At 61.8% G+C, this 20,398-nt stretch carries 20 protein-coding genes; 10 read left to right on the top strand and 10 right to left on the bottom strand.

Annotation, left to right across the window (positions count from 1 at the left end; all coding sequences use genetic code 11):
• Window positions 1–12: 12 nt before the first annotated feature.
• From M2367_RS13370 to argC, 4 genes are read right to left on the bottom strand one after another with little or no spacing between them, the layout of a single operon-like run.
• Window positions 13–1,248, bottom strand: a complete 1,236-nt coding sequence (locus M2367_RS13370) for an argininosuccinate synthase (protein WP_042044275.1) — start codon at window positions 1,246–1,248, stop codon at window positions 13–15.
• A gap of 51 nt (window positions 1,249–1,299) precedes the next feature.
• The gene (locus M2367_RS13365; protein WP_259236959.1) at window positions 1,300–2,211 is read right to left on the bottom strand and encodes an ornithine carbamoyltransferase; all 912 of its coding nucleotides are present in this window, start codon (window positions 2,209–2,211) and stop codon (window positions 1,300–1,302) included.
• Between the two features lie 21 nt (window positions 2,212–2,232).
• Entirely contained in the window at window positions 2,233–3,012 is a 780-nt protein-coding gene (gene argB / locus M2367_RS13360; protein ID WP_259236958.1) for an acetylglutamate kinase, read from the bottom strand.
• A gap of 15 nt (window positions 3,013–3,027) precedes the next feature.
• Window positions 3,028–4,035, bottom strand: coding sequence for an N-acetyl-gamma-glutamyl-phosphate reductase (gene argC, locus M2367_RS13355; RefSeq protein WP_042044278.1), 1,008 nt, complete (start codon window positions 4,033–4,035; stop codon window positions 3,028–3,030).
• 289 nt (window positions 4,036–4,324) lie between these two features.
• On the opposite strand from argC, the gene argE reads away from it, so the two are divergent.
• The 4 genes from argE (at window position 4,325) to ybaK (ending at window position 10,001) form a co-directional block, all read left to right on the top strand.
• Window positions 4,325–5,470, top strand: coding sequence for an acetylornithine deacetylase (gene argE, locus M2367_RS13350; protein ID WP_259236957.1), 1,146 nt, complete (start codon window positions 4,325–4,327; stop codon window positions 5,468–5,470).
• Window positions 5,471–5,800: 330 nt separating this feature from the next.
• Window positions 5,801–8,434, top strand: a complete 2,634-nt coding sequence (gene ppc / locus M2367_RS13345) for a phosphoenolpyruvate carboxylase (RefSeq protein ID WP_042044280.1) — start codon at window positions 5,801–5,803, stop codon at window positions 8,432–8,434.
• A gap of 354 nt (window positions 8,435–8,788) precedes the next feature.
• Entirely contained in the window at window positions 8,789–9,376 is a 588-nt protein-coding gene (locus tag M2367_RS13340; protein ID WP_259236956.1) for a hypothetical protein, read from the top strand.
• A gap of 160 nt (window positions 9,377–9,536) precedes the next feature.
• Window positions 9,537–10,001, top strand: coding sequence for a Cys-tRNA(Pro) deacylase (gene ybaK, locus M2367_RS13335; protein WP_259236954.1), 465 nt, complete (start codon window positions 9,537–9,539; stop codon window positions 9,999–10,001).
• A gap of 137 nt (window positions 10,002–10,138) precedes the next feature.
• Here the strand turns inward: ybaK and M2367_RS13330 are convergent, their stop codons facing one another.
• The 3 genes from M2367_RS13330 to M2367_RS13320 are packed head-to-tail and all read right to left on the bottom strand — an operon-like array spanning window position 10,139 to window position 11,797.
• On the bottom strand, window positions 10,139–10,879 hold the full coding sequence (locus M2367_RS13330; RefSeq protein WP_259236953.1) for a GNAT family N-acetyltransferase: 741 nt from the start codon (window positions 10,877–10,879) through the stop codon (window positions 10,139–10,141).
• On the bottom strand, window positions 10,869–11,318 hold the full coding sequence (locus M2367_RS13325) for a rhodanese-like domain-containing protein (RefSeq protein WP_042044283.1): 450 nt from the start codon (window positions 11,316–11,318) through the stop codon (window positions 10,869–10,871). The genes M2367_RS13330 and M2367_RS13325 overlap by 11 nt, the downstream gene beginning before the upstream one ends.
• Window positions 11,315–11,797, bottom strand: coding sequence for an OsmC family protein (locus M2367_RS13320; protein ID WP_259236952.1), 483 nt, complete (start codon window positions 11,795–11,797; stop codon window positions 11,315–11,317). Before M2367_RS13320 ends, M2367_RS13325 begins: the two co-directional genes overlap by 4 nt.
• Window positions 11,798–11,932: 135 nt before the next feature.
• Between M2367_RS13320 and M2367_RS13315 the strand changes: the two genes are divergently transcribed.
• Genes M2367_RS13315 through M2367_RS13305 form a run of 3 tightly spaced genes read left to right on the top strand, consistent with a single transcriptional unit; the run spans window position 11,933 to window position 13,655 of the window.
• On the top strand, window positions 11,933–12,064 hold the full coding sequence (locus tag M2367_RS13315) for a hypothetical protein (RefSeq protein WP_259236951.1): 132 nt from the start codon (window positions 11,933–11,935) through the stop codon (window positions 12,062–12,064).
• Window positions 12,061–12,192 (top strand): hypothetical protein, encoded by a 132-nt coding sequence (locus M2367_RS13310; protein ID WP_259236950.1) that lies wholly within the window; start codon window positions 12,061–12,063, stop codon window positions 12,190–12,192. The genes M2367_RS13315 and M2367_RS13310 overlap by 4 nt, the downstream gene beginning before the upstream one ends.
• Window positions 12,189–13,655: a PLP-dependent aminotransferase family protein gene (locus M2367_RS13305; protein ID WP_259236949.1), complete on the top strand. Its 1,467-nt coding sequence runs from the start codon at window positions 12,189–12,191 to the stop codon at window positions 13,653–13,655. The genes M2367_RS13310 and M2367_RS13305 overlap by 4 nt, the downstream gene beginning before the upstream one ends.
• A gap of 69 nt (window positions 13,656–13,724) precedes the next feature.
• On the opposite strand, the gene M2367_RS13300 is transcribed toward M2367_RS13305, so the two are convergent.
• Window positions 13,725–14,606: a LysR family transcriptional regulator gene (locus M2367_RS13300; RefSeq protein ID WP_259236948.1), complete on the bottom strand. Its 882-nt coding sequence runs from the start codon at window positions 14,604–14,606 to the stop codon at window positions 13,725–13,727.
• Between the two features lie 125 nt (window positions 14,607–14,731).
• Here M2367_RS13300 and M2367_RS13295 point away from each other — a divergent pair, with 125 nt between their 5' ends.
• Both M2367_RS13295 and M2367_RS13290 read left to right on the top strand, forming a co-directional pair.
• Window positions 14,732–15,127 carry a CidA/LrgA family protein gene (locus M2367_RS13295; protein WP_224431369.1) on the top strand — a complete coding sequence of 132 codons (396 nt, stop codon included), beginning with the start codon at window positions 14,732–14,734 and terminating at the stop codon, window positions 15,125–15,127.
• Complete coding sequence (locus tag M2367_RS13290; RefSeq protein ID WP_224431370.1) at window positions 15,120–15,809, top strand: LrgB family protein; 690 nt, start codon at window positions 15,120–15,122, stop codon at window positions 15,807–15,809. The genes M2367_RS13295 and M2367_RS13290 overlap by 8 nt, the downstream gene beginning before the upstream one ends.
• Before the next feature lie 181 nt (window positions 15,810–15,990).
• On the opposite strand, the gene M2367_RS13285 is transcribed toward M2367_RS13290, so the two are convergent.
• The gene (locus tag M2367_RS13285; RefSeq protein WP_259237057.1) at window positions 15,991–18,438 is read right to left on the bottom strand and encodes a bifunctional aspartate kinase/homoserine dehydrogenase II; all 2,448 of its coding nucleotides are present in this window, start codon (window positions 18,436–18,438) and stop codon (window positions 15,991–15,993) included.
• A gap of 56 nt (window positions 18,439–18,494) precedes the next feature.
• Entirely contained in the window at window positions 18,495–19,661 is a 1,167-nt protein-coding gene (gene metB, locus M2367_RS13280; protein ID WP_259236947.1) for a cystathionine gamma-synthase, read from the bottom strand.
• Between the two features lie 172 nt (window positions 19,662–19,833).
• Here metB and metJ point away from each other — a divergent pair, with 172 nt between their 5' ends.
• Window positions 19,834–20,157, top strand: coding sequence for a met regulon transcriptional regulator MetJ (metJ, locus tag M2367_RS13275; RefSeq protein ID WP_005891844.1), 324 nt, complete (start codon window positions 19,834–19,836; stop codon window positions 20,155–20,157).
• Window positions 20,158–20,398: the final 241 nt, after the last annotated feature.

The following is a 20,398-nucleotide window of genomic DNA, read 5'->3' as shown; positions in this document are numbered from 1 at the left end:
TGAAGGTGACGATCAACCGTGGGTATGGTCGCCGCCCACCGCCAGATTCTGCTCTTTCAGGGCACGAATGCGGCTGGCCAGGGTGTAGAGGCGGATAAAGCCTTCGGCATGGCTCTGGTCGTACACCTCGTCGGCGCCGAAGGTGGCGAAATCTTCGGAGTAGAGGCTGTTGGCGGAACGCTTCTGGGTCGCGCTCACCTGGCCCTTGTACATCTTCAGCACCACTTCACCGTCCAGATCCTCGGCGATGGCATTGGCAGAGGCCAGTACCGCCTTGCACAGCGGGGTAAACCAGCGGCCGTCATAGACCAGATGGGAGAACTCGGCGCCGAGCTTCTCACGCCAGGAGCGGGTCGGCTTGTCCAGCACCAGCTCTTCGATGGCACGCAGGGCCGCCATCATGACGGTGCCGCCCGGGGTCTCGTAGCAACCACGGGACTTCATGCCCACCAGACGGTTCTCGGTGATGTCGATACGACCGACGCCGTGCTTGCCGGCGCGCTCGTTCAGGGTCACCAGCACCTGGTAGGGGCTCAGGGCCTGGTCGTCCACGGCCACGATCTCGCCCTGCTTGACGGTCAGCTTGACGTATTCAGGCTCGTTCGGTGCCTGCTCCGGGGAGACGGTCCACTGCCAGACGGCGTCGGACGGCTCGTTCCAGGTGCTCTCCAGCTCGCCACCCTCGGTGGAGATGTGCCAGGCGTTGGCATCGCGGCTGTAGAGCTTCTTCAGGGTCGCCTTGCAGGGGATGTTGCGCGCTTCCAGATAGGCAAGCAGCTCTTCCCGGGAACGCATGTCCCAGATGCGCCAGGGGGCGATCACCTTGAGCTGGGGTGCCAGGGAGGCCACGGCCCCTTCGAAACGCACCTGATCGTTGCCCTTGCCGGTGCAACCGTGGGCGATGGCATCGGCCCCTTCGGCCTTGGCCACTTCCACCATGGCCTTGGCGATCACCGGACGGGCCATGGAGGTGCCCAGCAGGTAAGTGCCTTCATAGATGGCGCCCGTCTTCAGGGTCGGATAGACGTACTCCTTGACGAACTCTTCCTTCAGGTCATAGACGATGCACTTGGTGGCACCGGAAGCCAGGGCCTTCTCTTCCACCCCTTCCAGATCATCTTCACCCTGACCGACATCGGCCACGAAGGCGATGATCTCGGCGTTGTAGTGCTCTTTGAGCCAGGGAATGATGGCCGAGGTATCCAGTCCGCCCGAGTAAGCCAGTACTATCTTGTTGATTCCGCTCATTTACTTCTCTCCATGATCAATCTTGAAAACATTAAAAACAGGGTCGGTCGCTCAGTTGTGGCCCATCAGGGTCAGCAAGATGGCGTTCTGGATATGCATCCGGTTCTCTGCCTCGTCCAAAATGAGGGAGGCGGGGCCATCCATCACTTCCGAGGTGATCTCCAGCTCCCGATGGGCCGGTTGGCAGTGCAGCACATGCGCGATACCGGTCCGGTCGAGCAGGGCCTGGTTGATCTGATAAGGCATGAAGATCTCTTTTACCTGCTCCATTGGGGTGTTGTCACCCATGGAGACCCAGGTATCGGTGTAGACAACATCGAAGCCCTCGATGTCGGTCACATCGTCACTGATGTGAATGTGCGCGCCAGATTGAGCCGCCAGCGCCTCGGCCTGCTTGAAGATCTGGGTATCGGGGCCATGGCCTTTCGGGCAGATCAGGGTCACGTCCGTGCCCAGGGTCGCCCCCAGCAGCATCAGGGAGTGACTGACGTTGTTGCCATCGCCGAGGTAGGCGAGCTTGACCTTGGACAGGTCGTCATAGTGCTCGGCGATGGTCATGAAATCCGCCAGCCCCTGACAGGGGTGGTAGAGGTTGCACAGGCTGTTGACCACGGGCACGGTCGCGTACTTCTGCAGATCGACCAGGGTCTGATGATCGAATACCCGGGCGACGATGGCATCACACCAACGGGACAGGTTGGCAGCGAAATCCTGCACGGATTCGCGCTTGCCAAGCGCCCCGTTCTGCTGATCCAGATAGACGCTGTGGCCACCCAGCTTGGCGATGCCGATGTCGAAGGTGACCCGGGTGCGCAGTGATGGCTTCTCGAACAGGGTCACCACGGCCTTGCCCGCCAGGGCCTGACGGTACTTTTTCGGGTCTGCCTTGACCTGTTTGCCCAGGGCAATCAGGGCCAGGATCTGGGCCTTGTCGAGGTCGCTGTCTTTGAGCAGGTGTTGCATCGAATCGTCCTTTTGTCGCGCTTAGAGGGTAACCTGGGTGCCGATGGCGGCGCCGCCGAGCAGCTTGAGCAGCTGATCCGGGTAGCGCCAGCTGGCGACGCAGACCGGCTGGCCCAGGGTCTCGGCGGCGTGCAACGCGGCCTTCACCTTGACGGCCATGCCATCGGTGATCACACCCTTCTCCATCAGATCCTGAGCGGTGGCCTTGTCCAGCTGGGGAACCAGCTTGCCCTTGCCATCCAGGATGCCGCTCACGTCCGACAGCATCACCAGATCCGCGCCGAGCGCCTCGGCAATGGCGGTGGCCGCCTGGTCTGCATTGACGTTCATCAGCTGACCCTCGCTGGTGATGCCGATGGAGCTGATGACCGGCAGGAACTGCTGGGAGAGGATCCCTTGCACCAGGGCCGGGTTGCCCGGGGAGCAGTCGCCGACCGCGCCGAGATCCGGATCCAGCTGCACCACCTGGCACAGACCGCCATCGGCCAGACACAGACCCACAGCCGGGATGCCACAGGCGATGGCCTTGGCCATCATCTGCTTGTTGGCGGTACCGGCCAGGGCGCCCGCGATAAGGGGGATCTGGTCAAAGGGGGTCACCCGCAGGCCGTTCTTCTTGCTGGAGGTGAGCCCCAGCCCTTTGAGCAGGTCATCGACCAGGCAACCACCGCCGTGCACCAGCACCAGCGGCCTGTGCTGCTCATCCAGGAAGCTCTTCAGGGTCGCGAACAGGGCGGTCAGGGCCTCATCATTCTCGATCAGCGCCCCACCCAATTTGATGACTAATGTCGGTTTGTCCATCTTCTCGATCCTTCCTTAAATCAGGCCGGTGGCCGGTTTAAAACCAAATTTGATGTTCACGCACTGGATGGCCTGGGAGGCCGCGCCCTTGAGCAGGTTGTCGATGGCGGACACCACCACCAGCATGTTGCCCTGCTGCTGCCAGGCCAGATCGCAATAAGGGGTGCTCGCCACGCCACGGATGGAAGGCATCTGGCCGGTGAGACGCACCAGCGGCTTGCCTTCGTAGGCGGCGAGGTAGGCTCTGTCCACCTGCTCCGGGGTCACCCCTTCGGCCAGTTGCACATAGATGGTGGCCAGGATGCCGCGCACATAGTTGCCAAGGTGTGGCTGGAACAGCACGCCCTTGCCGAGGTGATGGCTGATCTCCGGCTGATGTCTGTGGCTGAAGGTGCCATAGGGGCTCAGGCTCACTTCGCAGAAGCTGGTGTTGACCGATGCCTTGCGGCCCGCGCCGGAGACACCGGACACCGCATTGATGATGGGTTGCCACTCCGCCTTGATGAGGCCCGCCTGCTGCAATGGCTTGAGGGCACAGAGGGAGGCGGTCGGGTAGCAACCGGGTACGGCGATGAGCTGGGCGGCGGCGATGGCGTCGCTGTTCCACTCGGCCAGACCGTAGGCCGCCTGAGCGAGCCACTGTTCATTGGCGTGGGTGAAGCCGTAGTAATCCTGATAGAACTGCTGATCCTGCACCCGGAAGGCGCCGGAGAGATCGAATACCGGCAGCCCCTTGGCCAGGAACTTGGGCGCCAATTCGGCACTCACCTCGTGGGCGGTGGCCAGCAGCACCAGATCGGCCTGGGTCAGGATCCGGGTCATGCCATCCTCATCCAGGGGCAGCAGCGGCTGATCCAGCTCGCCGACCCACTGGGGATGAAGAGAGGAGAAACGCTTGTGGGCATCCTGGCTGCCGGCGGAGACATAGAGGCCGAACAGCTTGAGGTCAGGGTGGTTCTGCACCAGGGCGGCCAGCTCTGCTCCCGCGTAGCCACTGGCACCGACGATAACGGTGTTAAGCATTGATCAATTCCAAAATATGAGGTCTGGGTTCACAGCATGATGCTGCATAAGGATTAAGAGGCCGTGAATCGCCTCTCCATTCTTGCGTAGCAAGGGTGCAACGAGCGGGTCAGCTCATGCGGAGGCAATTCAGGCGGGGTTGCGTCGTCGGTGATAGATCAGGTGACAGAACATTGACTTTCCCTTACAACTAGAGCCTTATCGGTGAGCGCAAGAATAGAATATTCATTCACTCAGTTTGCATTTGTATTTTCTAACAGAAACCTTCCGAGGGTGCAAGGAGGAGCTAGTGGCCAATCAGGATTTTTTTTCACTTTATAAGAATATTATTGCAATACCCTCTATCAGCAGCACGGATCCCAAGTGGGATCAGAGCAACGAAGGAGTGATCCGGTTGCTGGCCGACTGGTTCGGCCAACTCGGGTTTCACTGTGAGGTGACGCCACTGGCGGAGCTGCCCGGCAAGTTCAATCTGGTCGCCACCTATGGTCAGGGAGAAGGCGGTCTGCTGCTGGCAGGCCATACCGATACGGTGCCGTTTGACCAGGGTGCCTGGCGCAAGGATCCCTTCAAGGTGACCGAAGAGGGCAATCGCCTCTATGGTCTGGGCACCATCGACATGAAGGGCTTCTTCGCCTTTATCGTCGAGGCGCTCAAGGAGATCGATCTCAAGACCCTCAACAAGCCCCTGCGCATCCTGGCCACCGCCGACGAGGAGACCACCATGGCAGGGGCTCGCGCCATCGCTGCGGCCGCCGAGCTCAAACCCGACTATGCGGTGATAGGCGAACCCACCGGCCTGGTGCCCGTGGTCGCCCACAAGGGCCATATGTCGGAAGCCATCCGCATCACGGGCAAGAGCGGTCACAGCTCGGATCCCGCCAACGGCATCAACGCCCTGGAGATCATGCATCAGGCCATGGGTCAGGTATTGGCGCTGCAACGCAGCCTCAAGGATAAGTATGCAGATCACCGCTTCAAAGTACCGCAACCTACCCTGAATCTGGGGTACATCCAGGGGGGCGATAGCCCGAATCGCATCTGCGGTTGTTGCGAGTTGCACATCGACATGCGCCCCACTCCCCAGGTCGGTCCCGACGAGCTGCTGGGCTTGCTCAAAGAGGCGCTCGCCCCCATCGAAATCCATCAGCCGGGCTGCCTGCACCTGCAACACCTGCACGAACCCATCCCTGCCTACGCCTGCGACGATGCCTCCTTGCTGGTGCGCGAAGCCGAGTTGGCGAGCGGCAAGCGCGCCGAATCGGTCAACTACTGCACCGAGGCGCCCTTCATCCAGCAGCTCGGCTGTCAGACCATAGTGATGGGCCCTGGTCACATCGCCCAGGCACACCAGCCGGACGAGTACCTGGATCTCTCCTTCGTCGAGCCCACCAAGGCGGTGTTGCAACATCTGGTCCGCCGCTTCTGCGTCTAGCCCTGACCGGTACCCATGGCGAAGTGTGCATGGCATCCTTGCTGATGCGGCTAGCGATTCATTCGCAACAGGTGCAACCGAGCGTAGGGAGGCGCAACCGGATATGTAGGAAAGTTACATGACAACGAGGGGGACGAAAGGACTCAGCCATGCCAGGGAACTATCGAAAATACATGTTCTTAATTGGCTTGTTATTTGACCTTGCGCAGACAATCTGGGTAGATTGTCCCCCTAAGATGACGGAGCATATGTTGTAATCGCACAACAATAAGTGGGGCAGCCCCATGCCGAGGAGCGGCGGCCGGGCACCAACAAAAATAAGGATGTGGAATGAACGATACTTACGCAGCACTACGCGCCAACGTAGGCATGTTGGGCCAGTTGCTGGGCAAATCCATCAAGGACCATCAGGGCCAAGCCTTCCTCGACAAGATCGAGACCATTCGCCAACTGGCCAAGTCCTCTCGCAAGGGTAATGAAGCAGACCGTGAGCGGTTGCTCGACATCCTGCGCAATCTCTCGGACGACGAGCTGCTGCCCGTGGCACGCGCCTTCAGCCAATTCCTCAATCTGGCCAACGTGGCCGAACAGTTCCACACCATCTCCCGCCATTGCGAAGAGCATATTTGTACCCCGGATCCCCTGGAGGAGATGTTCGCCAAGCTCAAGGCGTCCAACCTCTCCCAGGAAGCCATCATCCAGGCCGTGCGCGAGCTGGATATCGACCTGGTGCTGACCGCTCACCCGACCGAGGTGACCCGTCGTACCCTGATCCACAAGCATGTGCAGCTCAACGACTGCCTGGAAGCCCTTGAGCTGTCCGATCTGTTGCCCCGCGAGCGGGACAAGATCCAGAGCCGCATCGAACAGCTGGTCAATCAGGCCTGGCACACCAACGAGATCCGGGTGCAGCGTCCGACCCCGGTCGATGAAGCCAAATGGGGCTTCGCCGTGGTGGAAAACAGCCTCTGGCCCGCCATCCCCGAATTCATGCGCAACCTGGACGAACGGCTGCAGCAGCACCTGGGGGTGCGCCTGCCCCTGGACGCCGCCCCGGTCAAGTTCACCTCCTGGATGGGGGGTGACCGTGACGGCAACCCCTTCGTCACCGCCAAGGTGACCGCCGAGGTACTGGAACTGGGCCGCTGGATGGCGGTGAGCCTGTTCTACAAAGACATCAAGGAGCTCACCTCTGAGCTCTCCATGTCTGACTGCACCCAGGCCGTGCGCGAGCGCGTGGGCGACAGCGCCGAACCCTACCGTGCCCTGATCCGTGAGCTGCGTGAGCAGTTGCGCGAGACCCAGGAGTTCCTCACCGCCAAGGTGCAGGATCAGGCGAGCGAGAGCCGGGATCTGGTCAAGACCACGGCCCAGCTGCGCGAGCCCCTGGAGCTCTGCTACCACTCCCTGCACGCCTGCGGCATGGGCAACATCGCCGACGGCATGCTGCTGGACGTGCTGCGCAAGCTGGCCTGTTTCGGCATCCATCTGGTCAAGCTCGATATCCGTCAGGATGGCGAGCGTCACGGTCAGGTCTTCTCCGAGCTGACCCGTTATCTGGGCATGGGCGACTACGCCGAGTGGAGCGAGGACGACAAGCAGGCTTTCCTGCTCAATGAACTCAACTCGCGCCGCCCCCTGCTGCCCGTCGACTGGGAGCCGAGCGCAGAGACCAAGGAGACCATCGACACCTGCAAGGTGATCGCCGCCCATGATCCGGACGCCTTCGGCATCTACATCATCTCCATGGCCGGTGCCCCCTCGGACGTACTGGCGGTGCAACTCTTGCTCAAGGAAGCGGGTTGCAAGTTCCGCATGCCGGTTGCCCCCCTGTTCGAGACCCAGGAAGACCTGATGGCAGGCACCCAGGTGATGGATCGCCTGCTGTCGGTTGACTGGTATCGCGGTTACATCCAGGGTCGCCAGTACGTGATGATCGGCTACTCGGACTCTGCGAAAGATGCGGGCATGATGGCCGCCGGTTGGGCCCAGTACGCCGCCATGGAATCCCTGGTGGCCCTGGCCGAAACCAACAAGGTACGGCTCACCCTGTTCCATGGCCGTGGCGGTACCGTCGGTCGCGGTGGCGCCCCCGCCCATCAGGCTATCTTGTCTCAACCGCCAGGATCCCTGCGCGGCGGCCTGCGGGTCACCGAACAGGGCGAGATGATCCGCTTCAAGTTCGGCCTGCCGAAAGTCGCCATCAACAGCCTGAACCTCTACACCAGCGCCGTGCTGGAGGGCAACCTGCTGCCGCCGCCCAAGCCCAAAGAGAGCTGGCGCACCGTGATCGAACAGGTGGCCGAGGCCTCCTGCGAACACTACCGCAGCATAGTGCGCGGCCACCCGGACTTCGTGCCCTACTTCCGCGCCGCCACCCCCGAGATGGAGCTCGGCAAGCTGCCGCTCGGCTCCCGTCCCGCCAAGCGCAAGCCCAATGGCGGCGTCGAGAGCCTGCGCGCCATTCCCTGGATCTTCGCCTGGACCCAGAACCGCTTGATGCTGCCGGCCTGGCTCGGTGCCCATGAGGGCCTGAAGCAAGCCATCGACAGCGGTCACCAGTCCGTGCTGGAAGAGATGAGCCGTCAATGGCCCTTCTTCCGCACTCGCCTCGAGATGCTGGAGATGGTGTTCCTCAAGGCCGATACCTGGTTGGCGGAGTACTATGACACCCGTCTGGTACCCGAAAGCCTCTGGCCGCTGGGCAAGCAGCTGCGCGCCGAACTGGAAGCGGCCGCCGAATTGGTGCTGGCTCTTCGTCCCCAGGGAGACTTGCTCGACGATCAACCCTGGATCAAGGAGTCCATCAAGCTGCGCAACCCCTACACGGATCCCCTCAACGTGTTGCAAGCCGAGCTGCTCAACCGCTCGCGCAGCAACCCGGGATCCCTGCACGAGGAGATCGATCAGGCGCTGATGGTCACCATCGCCGGTATCGCCGCCGGTATGCGCAATACCGGTTGATAGACGGGGCTATCAAGCTCCCCGCAATGACAAAGGGCGCCACTGTGGCGCCCTTTTACTTCTCCAATCGGCGGATAAATACGCAGATCCATTGCTAAGAGGGCTGATGCAGATATGAATAGTGATACCTAGTGCACTTTTGATGAGACTTACTTGACCAAAATGGTTTCCAGTGGGAGCCTTAGCTGCCTTTGGTTATAGAATCTTTATCACCTTTTTGCTGACAATAAACACTATATTTTCTATCAGAAAAATGGCGTTTTAAGAAACATTAACCATGCATAAAAACAAATATTGATACAAAGATAGACCAAATAATGGTCTTAAATTAAAATACAGTCAGTGGTAATAAATATGAACATCAAATCTATTGTAATGTTATCCACGCTATTATTATTGAGTGGTTGCGTCAGCATGATGGGAAACACTAGGAATAAAGCAGAGAGCATTGGTACATTTCATGATATTAGTACCGCAGTAAGAGACACATCCCCCATTCTTGAAATCAGTAAAGATGATTTTAAAAACATCAACATAGACAAGGATGCCTCACCAAAGATCATCAGAGAAGATAGGGTTGAATATTTTGAAATCGTAGAATTAACCGGGAAAGAGAACTCCGACTTTTCTCTTACCATCGCATCACTGTGTGACTGCCTTGGCTTCAGAAAGTGGGCCGTACTAGCAGATCCCTTTATGTTTGGTCCAGATGGTTCTCCTGTGGAGATGAAAAAAGGTGGTACCCCAGAAGCTCAAACTTTGACTGGCTCATTTCCTAAAAGTGGTGCATACAAGCTACTTATAATAGCCAACACCAAATATCTTGATCAGCAGATGGGGAACATTCACGGTTACTGGGACTATAGCAACAGCGCATCCGGATTTACTCTGCCACTGAGAGTTCATCAGACTGGATTGGTTCAGGTTGCATGGAACAAATAATTCTATCTTAAATAGATTTATATACTTTATTTAAGTTGCCCCGTAGGTAACCACAATACATGTACGGCCTACGGGGAACAAATAGACAAACGCTATCAACTTGCATCCATCCCCTTGCAGGAGCAGACTATTTGGCCTTGCTCAGGCTCGAGGAAATCTGATGACCCCCGCTATCAACTTGCTGAAAAAGCTAAAGATCCCCCATAAGCTCTATCCCTATGAGTGCGAGGCCCACGATGACTTTGGCAAACATGCCGCGACTCAACTCGGCCTGCCCGAAGCGCAAGTGTTCAAGACCCTGATCGCCCATCACGACAAGCAGGCGGTGGTGGCCATAGTGCCCTCATCGGGCCTGTGCAGCCTCAAGCAGCTCGCCAAGGCGGCGGGCCTCAAGAAGGTGGAGATGATGAAGCCTGCGGAGGCCGAGAAGCTGACCGGTTACAAGGTGGGGGGCATCAGCCCGCTGGCCCAGAAGAAGCTGTTGCCCACCGTGCTCGATGACTCCGCCCTGCAGTTTGACGAGATCCTGGTGAGCGGCGGCAAGCGCGGCCTCTCGGTCGGGGTGGCGCCGCAAGATATGCTTCGCCTTCTGAAGTGGATCGCCGCGCCCATCGGTGAACACTAAGGGACGAGCACCATGACTAAGCAGTAGCGTGCATAGAAGAGGCCCCGCATCCGGGGCCTCTTTCGTTTTGTCGATCGGCGGGTTCGAGTCACGTCATCGGACCTAGGATATGGCGACCCGACAACCCGCTGCCCGCGTCACTCCCCCTCGGGGTGGCAGGCGGCGGTCAGATCCGAGAGCCGCAGCCGCTGGCGCCCCTGCCCATCGAAGTTGTCATCGGCCAGCCAACCCTCGAAACTGGCCGCCAGTGCGGGCCACTCGCTGTCGATCACCGAGAACCAGGCGGTATCGCGGGAACGGCCCTTGTCGACCCTGGCCTGGCGGAAGGTGCCCTCGTAACTGAACCCGAGCCGCAGCGCCGCCTGGCGGGAGGGCAGGTTGAGCTCGTTGCACTTCCACTCGTAGCGACGATAGCCCAGGGCAAAGGCCCGCCCCATCATCAGTGCCATGGCGGCGGTCGAGAGGCGGGTGCGCTGCATGGCGGGGGAGAAGTGCAGCCAGCCCACTTCTATGCTGCCAGCGGCAGGATCGATACGCAGGTAGCTGGCGAGCCCCAGCGCCTTGCCGCTCGGCTCATCGACAATGACATAGAACTGGGGATCGACCTTGGCAGCGCACTGCTGCAACCAGGCCAGCATGGCCGACTCGTCCGCGAAGGGGCCGCTGGTGAGGTAGGTCCACATGGCCCCATCATCGGCACTGAACGCCTGCCACAGCGGGCCGCCGTGCAGCCCGGGGTCAAGGGGCTCCAACCGGCAGCCCCAGCCCCTCATCAGCTGATGAGGGGGAAACTCGGCCCCCGTCCAATCCGGCACCACAGCGCCCAGGGGTTGATTGAATTCGTTAGTGATATGAGAGGTAACGTTGTTAGCAGCCACAGGCTATCCCTCCTTCTTGCAAGACACCGGCCTCGCTGCCGGTGGCGACGGCGAAACCGTCCTGACGCCACCAATGCAGGCCGCCGATCAGCTCCTTGACCTGAAAACCCAGCGCGGCCAGCTTATGGGCCCCCTGGGTCGAGCCGTTGCAGCCGATGCCATCGCAGTAGCAGACATAGACCTTGTCTCGCGCCAGCCCGGCCGTGGTGACCGGGCTCATGGTGCGATGGGGAAAAGAGACGGCCCCCGGAATATGGCCCTCGGCATAATGTTCAGGGGAGCGGGTGTCGATGACGACGATGCGCCCCTCCTCACCCGCCTCTGCGTTTAACAGATCGGCGGCGAGATCGGCCGGGTCGGTGCGAAATTTCAGCTGGGCCTCGAAGAAGGCGCTGGCCTCCTGCGGGCTGGCCACTCCCGTGCTCAATACATGACTCATACCGGCTCCTGATATAGCGCGACTTCTGTGGTGATCTCGGTTCTCACCGAGTTGGCGATAAAGCACTGCTCGTGGGCCTGATGGTGCAGCCGCTCCAGTTCGACCAGGCTCGGCTGGCGCTCACCAGCAAACAGTACCCGGGGGCGCAGGGTGACCCTGGTGATCGACTGGCGGCCCCGCTCGTCCGGCTCCATGACCCCGACCGCCTTATCGCGGTAGTCTTCCACCAGATAGCGCGCCTTGGCCGCCAGCCAGAGGAAGGTCAGCATGTGACAACTGGAGAGCGAGGCGACGAAGGCCTCCTCCGGATCGACATGCTCCGCCACCGAAAAGGGCAAGGGCACCACATGGGGGGAGGAGGAGGCGGGCACCCTGACGCCGCCGTCAAACTCCCACTCATGGGCCCGACTGTAACGCTGATCGACGAAGGGCTCGCCGGCCCCCCGTTGCCAGCTGATGATGGCACTGAACTCTGACATCCCGACTCCTTGTGGTGGTTGCACTCCATTCTCTGACCCTCAATGTAGCGTCATAATGGCCTTGCCACGCCGACCAATTTTGCCAATATAAGCAGACCAATTTTGATGGGCTGACAGCCCTGTCCGGAGACTGCCATGACCGCCCTGCCTACCCTGTTTGCCGACCAGCAACAGAACGATCTGCCACTGCACGAACAGCTGGTGCGCACTCTGCGTAGCGCCATCTTGGCCGGTCACCTGCCCCCGCTCACCCGGAGACTGCCATGACCGCCCTGCCTACCCTGTTTGCCGACCAGCAACAAAATAGTTTGCCGCTCCACGAGCAGCTGGTGCGCACTCTGCGCGGCGCCATCTTGGCCGGTCACCAGCCCCCACTCACCCGGAGGCCATCATGACCGCCCTGCCTACCCTGTTTGCCGACCAGCAACAAAACGATCTGCCACTGCACGAGCAGCTGGTACGCACATTACGTAGCGCCATCTTGGCCGGTCACCTGCCCCAGCACAGTCGGCTGCCCGCCAGCCGCATGCTGGCCCGGGATCTCGGCATCTCCCGCAGCACGGTGGAGCTGGCCTATGGCCGACTGGAGGCCGAGGGCTATCTGGTGCGCAAGGTGGGGGCCGGCAGCTTCGTCGCCCTGGCGGCGGTGCGGCCCACTCCAAGGCCGCCCCAGTCGGCGGCCGGACTATCCCGTCGCGGTCAGGAGATGGCGGCAGGCGGTGCCTGTCACGATGCCCCCGAGGTCGGCGTCTCCTTTGCCTCCAGCCAGCCGGATCCGCGCATCTTTCCCCAGGCGCTCTGGGGCCGCTTGATGCAACAGCAGTGGCGCCAGCGCGCCAGCGACTGGATGAACTACGGGGATCCGCAAGGCTTAGGGGAGCTGCGCGCCGCCATCAGCAGCTATCTGGTGCAGTCGCGGGGGGTGCAGTGCGAGCCGGAGCAGATCCTGATCCTCACCAGCTCCCAGCAGGGGATCTTGCTGGCGACCCAGCTGCTCATCGACGCAGGCGACAGCGTCTGGGTCGAAGACCCCGGTTATCCGGGAGCCAGAACCGCACTGGAGAGTGCCGGCGCCTGCATTCACCCGGTGCCGGTGGACGAAGAGGGCCTCGACCCGGCGGGGGAGCATCCGCAGCCCCGGCTCATCTACTGCACCCCGGCCCATCAGTATCCCCTCGGCGTGCCCATGAGCCTGCCACGGCGGATGACATTGCTGGCCGAGGCCGAGCGGCACGGCGCCTGGATTTTGGAAGACGATTACGACGGGGAGTATCAGTATGATCAGCGCCCGCTGCCCGCCTTGCAGGGGCTCGACAGCCAGGGGCGGGTCATCTATGTGGGCACCTTCAGCAAGGTGCTGTTCGGCTCGTTGCGCCTCGCCTATCTGGTGCTGCCGCGCCCGCTGATGGAGGCCTTCAGCCGGGCCCGCGCCGCCTTCGATGGCCACAGCAACCAGTTGCAGCAGGCGGTCACCGCGGACTTTATCCGGGCCGGCCACTTCGCCACCCATCTGCGCCAGAGCCGCCTGCTCTACCAGAGTCGCCGGGATCTGCTGCTGAGCGAACTGGCCGAACACTGCCCCCAACTGACCCCCATCCACAGCGGCGCCGGCCTGCAGTGCGCCGTGCTGCTGCCCCCGGGCGGCGAGGCCCGCTGGACTCAGGCTGCCAATGCCCTCGGGCTGGGGCTGCGCCCCTTGCGTCAGTTCTATCTGGGGGAGCCCAGGCTGGAGGGCTGGCTGCTCGGCTTTGGCTGCCTCGACAATCAGACCCTGCGCCAACTCTGCCGACGACTCGGGGCCCTGATGCGCACTGCGTCATATGGATTGCTGGACACAGCAGATCGGGACAAGTCCTGATGGATAGCGGCGTAGAGAGCGAAGTGGCCGAGCAAGAGAGCCTCAACCCTGCGGATCCAACACCCAGCCTTAGCCTGCCTGGAACTCACGGCAGAGCACCAGCCAGGCTTCGGCACTGCGTGACAGATAGCGGCCCTGGGGCCAGATCACCCCGAGTTGCCAGCTCAGCTCCGGCAACAGGGGTCTGAGCAGCAGACCCTCCGGGTTCAGGCGACGACAGACGGGCTCTGGCAGGAAGGCGACCCCCATGCCACTGCGCACCATGGCGGTGAGAAAGTCCCACTGACTGCTGCGGGCCGCCACCTGAGGGCTGAACCCTGCATCCAGACAAGCCTGCGCGATGCGATCGCTCAGGGTGAAAGCCTGGGTATAGAGCAGCAGCGGCTCGTCGCGCAGATCCGAGAAACGGACGCAGGCCCGCTCGCGCCAGTGCGGCTCGGCTGGTAGCACCACCTGGATCGGATAGCTGGCCAGTACCAGGGCGTTGAGTGCCCCCGTTTCCCGGGTCGGCAACATGGTGATGGCCAAGTCCAGCTCCCCCTCCAGCACCGCCTGTTCGATGCGACGCCCGCCATATTCCACGATGGAGAGCTCTATGGCCGGGTAACGCTGGCGATAGGTACGGATCAGATCGGCATAGACATGCCCCACCATGGGGGGCATGCCCAGCGCCAGGCGCCCCCCCTTGAGACTCTGCAGATCCGCCAGTTCGGTCTCGAGCTGCTGCATCTGCGTCAATATCTCCTGGGCACGGGCGAACAGCACCTGGCCGCTGTCGGTCAGGGTGAAGCGGCGCCCCTCCCGGTTGAGCAGCGGCTGGCCCACCTCCTCTTCCAGGCTGCGGATCATCTTGCTGATGGTGGGCTGAGTGACGAACAGCTTCTCGGAGGCGCGGGTGAAGCTCTGCTCCCGCACCAGTTCGACGAAGTAACGCAAGGCACGGATATCCATGATTCCTCCTCCAGGGGCAAGGTCGTATCATGCCAATTTGGCATGAACTTCATAATTTAAATTCATTTTTTGCAGGTTTAGTCCGGCGGTAGACTGAAAGCCTTCTTACCGAATGGCCCTCTCTCATGGCTCTGCCCCTCTGGTTTATCACCCCCTTGCAGGTCGCCCTGCTGGCCGCCATCTGGTGGCTCGCCGATGCGGCAGTGCGCCTCTTTCATCTGCCTTTGCCCGCCAATCTCACCGGCATGCTGGTCCTGCTCGCCCTGATCCTGACCGGCATCGTCAAGACCCGCTGGTTTAGCGCAGGCTCGCGCTGGCTACTGGCCGAGATGCTGCTGTTCTTCGTGCCCGCCGTGGTGGCCGTGGTCAACTATCAGGATCTGCTGCTGCATCAGGGGCTGCGCATCCTGCTGGTGATAAGCCTCAGCACTGTGCTGGTGCTCGGCACCACGGCCCTGGTGGTCGACAGGGTCTACCGGCTCGAGCTCAAACTGGCTCGCAGGCAGCGCCGTCATGACTAACCAGACCCTGAGCCTGCTCTGCCTGGCCCTCACTCTGCTGTTCTATTACCTCAGCAAATGGCTCTATGGCCGCAAACGCATACTGCCGCTGATGCCCCTGCTGCTGGCCCCTGCTCTCCTGATCGCCCTGGTGCTGTCGTGCCACATCCCCTATGAGACCTATATGGCCGACAGTCACTGGCTGCTCTGGCTGCTGGGCCCGGCCACGATCGCCTTCGCCATCCCCGTGTATGAGAACAAGGCCCTGATGCGCAAACACTGGCTGTCCCTCTCCATCGGGGTCCTGGCCTCAGTGGTGATGGCGGTGGGCAGCTCAGTGCTGCTGGCTCGCTGGCTCGGGCTCTCGGATCTGCTGCAACGCAGCCTCGCCATGCGCTCCATCACCACCCCCTTCGCCGTCGAGGCGAGCAAGAGCGTCGGGGGTCAGAGCGACCTGACCGCGCTGTTCGTGGTACTGACCGGGGTGATAGGCATGGCGGTGGGGGATGGGGTGCTACGCCGTCTCGCCATCCGCAGCAAGCTCGGCAAGGGGGCGGGTTTTGGCGCATCGGCCCACGGGGCTGGCACCGCCAAGGCCTATCAGCTGGGCAACGAGGAGGGGGTGGTGGCCAGCATGGTGATGATGATTGCGGGCATGGTGACCGTGCTGCTCGCTCCCCTGCTCGGCCAGCTGCTGTGGTGAGTCGGGCCAGCCGGTTAGCGCCATGCAAAGAGGCGCCCGAAGGCGCCTCTTTGGTGGTCAGTTGGCTGGTTGCAAGGGATCAGCTCGCCACCGTCTCCTTACAGGCTGACGCAGCGCTGTCGGAGATCTCACTGAGCTATGACTGCTGCCAGTTCACCGTTCACCGTTCACCGTCATAGCCTTACAGCTCGGCGCAGATCTGCCAGAGATCGTACTGGATGGCACCGGCGGTCACCTCCCGCCCCGCCCCCGGCCCCTGAATGACCAGGGGGTTGCTGCGGTAGCTGTCGCTCTCGATGGCGAACACATTGTCGCAAGGGAGCAGATTGGCGAAGGGGTGGTGCGGTGCCAGGGTCTCCAGTCCGACGCGCGCCTTGCCGCCTCGTTCGAAACGGGCCACGAAACGCAGCACCTTGCCGACCCGGTGCGCCCCCTCGAACGCCGCCTGCAGCGGGCCGTCCAGCTCGCCCAGCCTGTTCATGAACTCCTCGACCGACAGCTTGCGCAGGGCCGCTGGTACCAGATTTTCCAGCTCGATATCGGCAGAATCCAGCTCGAAGCCCGCTTCCCGCGCCAGAATGAGCAGCTTGCGACGCACATCCTGGCCGGAGAGATCCTCGCGCGGATCCGGCTCGGTCAACCCCTGCTGCCAGGCGTCGTCCACCAGCTCGGAGAAGGGACGACTGCCGTCATATTGCTGGAACAGCCAGCTCAGGGTGCCGGAGAAGATGCCGGACACGCCCTGGATGCGATCCCCGCTCTGGCGCAGCATCTGGATGCTGGACTGGATGGGCAGCCCGGCACCGACGGTGGCGTTGTAGCGCCACTGCACCTGATGATCCCGACAGCTCTGCTTGATGCGCTGATAGAACTCGCTCTCGGCGGCACCGGCGAACTTGTTGGCGGCGATGATGTGGCAGCCGAGCTGGGCAAAGTCGGGATAGTAGCGACTCACCGTCTCGCTGGCGGTCAGATCCAGGGCGATCAGACTGTCGAAACTGTGCTGTTCGAGCTGATTTAGCAGCTCTGGCCAGATGAGCGGGCTGGGCTCGAAGTGCTGCTGCACCTTGACGGGATCCAGCCCCTCCTCATCCAGCAGCCCCCCCTGGGAGTTGAACACCCCATAGAGGGTGAGCGCCACGTTCAGTTCGCGCTCGAGACGAGCCTGCTCGCGGCCATAGAGGTTGAGCCACTGGCTGCCGATGTTGCCCTTGCCAAACAGCACCAGGCCGACCCGGGTCGGGCGGCTGAACAGGGCGCTGTGCAGGGCTATCATCAGCGGCTCCAGCACCACCTGGCGCAGCACGGCCACCAGGCTCAGGCCATCTTTGGCGACCTGCACGAACTCCTGGGGCTGATCCGAGAGCAGTTGATAGAAGCGATGACACTGCTCGGCGTTGTCCGTCACCCCGGCTCCCACCAGGGCGACCAGGCTGTAACCCTCTTTCTGGATAAGGCCGGTGAAGCCCCCCTGCAGCTGGAAGTCCCGCAGCAGGTCGTAGGCGCCGACCGCCACTTCCAGGGTATAGGCGAGGCGCAGCACCCGCCTGTCCGGCTGACGTTGCAGGGTCAGCGGGCTGAGACGATGACGGTCCAGATGGGCCTCTATGCTCTTGACCGCCTGCTCGAAATCACCCTGAGGCAGCACCTTGAGCTCGATCAGCGCAATCTGATCCACCGAGTTGACGATGCGGGCACCGTTGCTGCGCGGCGCGCGGCGCAAGATATGGGTACAGCCCTCGTCGGGGTTGTAGCTGCAACGCAGAGTGAGCCGCTGGCGGCTATCCGCCACCGGTTGCAGGGTACGCGAATGTAGCACGGAGGAGCCCAGCCGAGCCAGTTCGTTGGCCTCGGCCAGACTGAGCCGCTCCAGCAGGCGCGCCTCCTTGACCCGGCGCGGATCGGCGCTGTAGACCCCGGCCACGTCGCTCCAGATGGTGGTGGAGTCGCCATCGGCCAGCAGGGCCAGCAGGCTGGCACTGTAGTCGGAACCATTGCGGCCAAGCAGCAGAGAGCGCCCCTCCATGTCGGCGGCGATAAAACCTGTCACCACGATGCGGCCAGCATGCTCGGCGAGCCGCGCCTTGAGCAGCTCACGGGAGAGCACCTCGTCCACCTTGACCAGGGCGCCATCCTCTGCGCGCAGGAAGCTGCGGGCATCGAGCCAGATGGCGGGTTCGCCACGGCTGCTGAGCAAGGCGGCCAGGAGGCGCGCCGACCAGACTTCCCCGAAGGCGAGCAGGCCGTTGCGCTCGAAGCGATCGAACTGCCCCTCCAGGATCAGGCCCAGACTGCTGATATCGCCGTTGAGCTGAGCGGTCAGGCTCTGGTGCAAATCCCCTTCCAGCAGGCCATCGATCAACCCTTGCTGATAGGCACGCAGGGCGTTGAGCGCCTCACCGGCCGCCTCGTCCCCCGCCTCGGCCAGCTCCACCAGCTGGATCAGCCGGTTGGTGGTCTTGCCCGCTGCCGAGACCACGATCAGCTCGCTGCCGTTGCCCTGTTGCTCGACGATGGCCGCGACCCGGCGATAACAGACGGGATCCGCCAGGCTGCTGCCACCGAACTTGTGTACTTGCCGATGCTTAACGTTGACCGTCACCTCGGCCTCCTTGACTATTTCACTCATCTTGGTGCTACCCGTTGTGGCTTGGCCACCGAGGACGGCGGCTTGACTGCTCTGACTCATTGCGCGGCCACCTGCCCGGCGACCGCCAGGGCCTGGGCCAGATCCGCGACCAGATCCTCGCCGTGTTCTATGCCGATCGAGATCCGCAGTAATTGGGGACTGATCCCCGCCGCCTGCTGCGCCTCGGCGCTCATGGCCCTGTGGGTCATGCTGGCCGGGTGGGCCACCAGGCTCTCCACCCCCCCTAAAGACTCGGCCACCGAGAAGTAGTTGAGGGCGCCGAGGAAGGCGCGCAGACCCGCCTCGTCGCAATCGAGCTCGAAGCTCAGCATGGCACCGAAGCCGGACTGCTGGCGCAGCGCTATCTCGTGGCCGGGGTGAGTCGGCAGACTGGGGTGATAAATGGTTTTCACCAGGGGCTGGGTCTGCAGGAAGGCCAGAATGCTCTGGGTATTCTCCTGATGGGTGCGCAGACGGGGCCCCAGGGTACGCAGGCCGCGCAGGGTCAAATAGGAATCGAAGGCGCCACTGGTCAGCCCCAGGCAGTTGGCCCACCACAGCAGGCTATCGGCCAGCGCCTGCTCCTTGGCGATGGCCACCCCCCCCACCACGTCCGAGTGACCATTGATGTACTTGGTGGTGGAGTGCACCACCAGATCGGCGCCGAGGGCCAGGGGCTGTTGCAGCAGCGGAGAGAGGAAGGTGTTATCGACCGCGACCAGAGCGCCCACGGCATGGGAGGCATCACAGATGGCGGCCACGTCCACTACCCGCAACAGCGGGTTGGAGGGGGTCTCGACCCAGACCAGCTTGGGCCCCTCGGCCAGGGCGGCGGCCAGGGCCTGCTCATTCCCCTGATCGACGAACTTGACCCTGTAGTTGCCCTTTGCGGCCAGGAATTCAAACAGGCGCCAGGTACCGCCGTAGCAATCATGGGGGGCAATCAGCAGATCCCCAACCTGCAACAGGGCCTGGGTCACCAAATGGATGGCCCCCATGCCGGTGCCGGTCACCACGGCGCCCGCTCCCCCTTCCAGGGCCGCCAGCGCGTCCGCCAGATTGCCACGGGTCGGGTTACCGGAGCGGGCATAATCGTATTGACGGGGCACGCCGAAGTCGGCAAAGGTGTAGTTGCTGGAGAGATAGATGGGCGGCACTACGGCACCATGCTGAGTATCTGTCTCTATGCCGGTGCGTACCGTCAGGGTTGCCTTATGGGTCATCTCTCTCTCCTCATCCTTGTGCGAGTCCATCCTCGCCATTGCACAAGACATTACGCCACCCCAATAAAGCCGTCAACACTTCTAGACGTCTAAATGGCTTTGCTGTTGGATTGCCATTGATTTCCTTAAGGGTTAAAATCCGCGCTCAAGGCCAAATGAGAACAGGTGAATCATGGGTACAGAGTGGAACGGCGACTACGTCAGCCCTTATGCGGAACACGGTAAGAAGAGTGAACAGGTCAAGAAGATTACCGTCTCGATCCCGCTCAAGGTGTTGAAAGTGTTGACCGATGAGCGTACCCGTCGCCAGGTGAACAACCTGCGCCATGCGACAAACAGCGAACTGCTCTGCGAGGCCTTTCTCCATGCGTTCACCGGCCAGCCACTGCCCGGCGACGACGATTTGCGCAAGGATCACCCGGACAGCGTTCCGGCTGAAGCCCGAGCCATCATGGAAGCGCTCGGCAAAGAGATTGAAGATTACGACGCCGAGTGAGTTTTCACTCAATGGCTCAACAAAAACGCGGCTCTCAGGCCGCGTTTTTGTTGTCTGAATATCGAAGCCCGCGGCTCTCCGTCATGGCAGCGCTCGGCAAAGAGATTGAAGATTACGATGCCGAGTGAGTTTTCACTCAACGGCTCACAAAAACGCGGCTCTCAGGCCGCGTTTTTGTTGTCTGAATATCGAAGCCCGCGGCTCTCCGTCATGGCAGCGCTCGGCAAAGAGATTGAAGATT

The sequence above is a fragment of the Aeromonas sp. BIGb0445 genome (genome assembly GCF_024809075.1).
Taxonomy (GTDB): domain Bacteria; phylum Pseudomonadota; class Gammaproteobacteria; order Enterobacterales; family Aeromonadaceae; genus Aeromonas; species Aeromonas rivuli.
The sequence above is the reverse complement of the archived record's forward strand: the minus strand, read 5'-3'. Positions and strand labels throughout refer to the sequence as shown.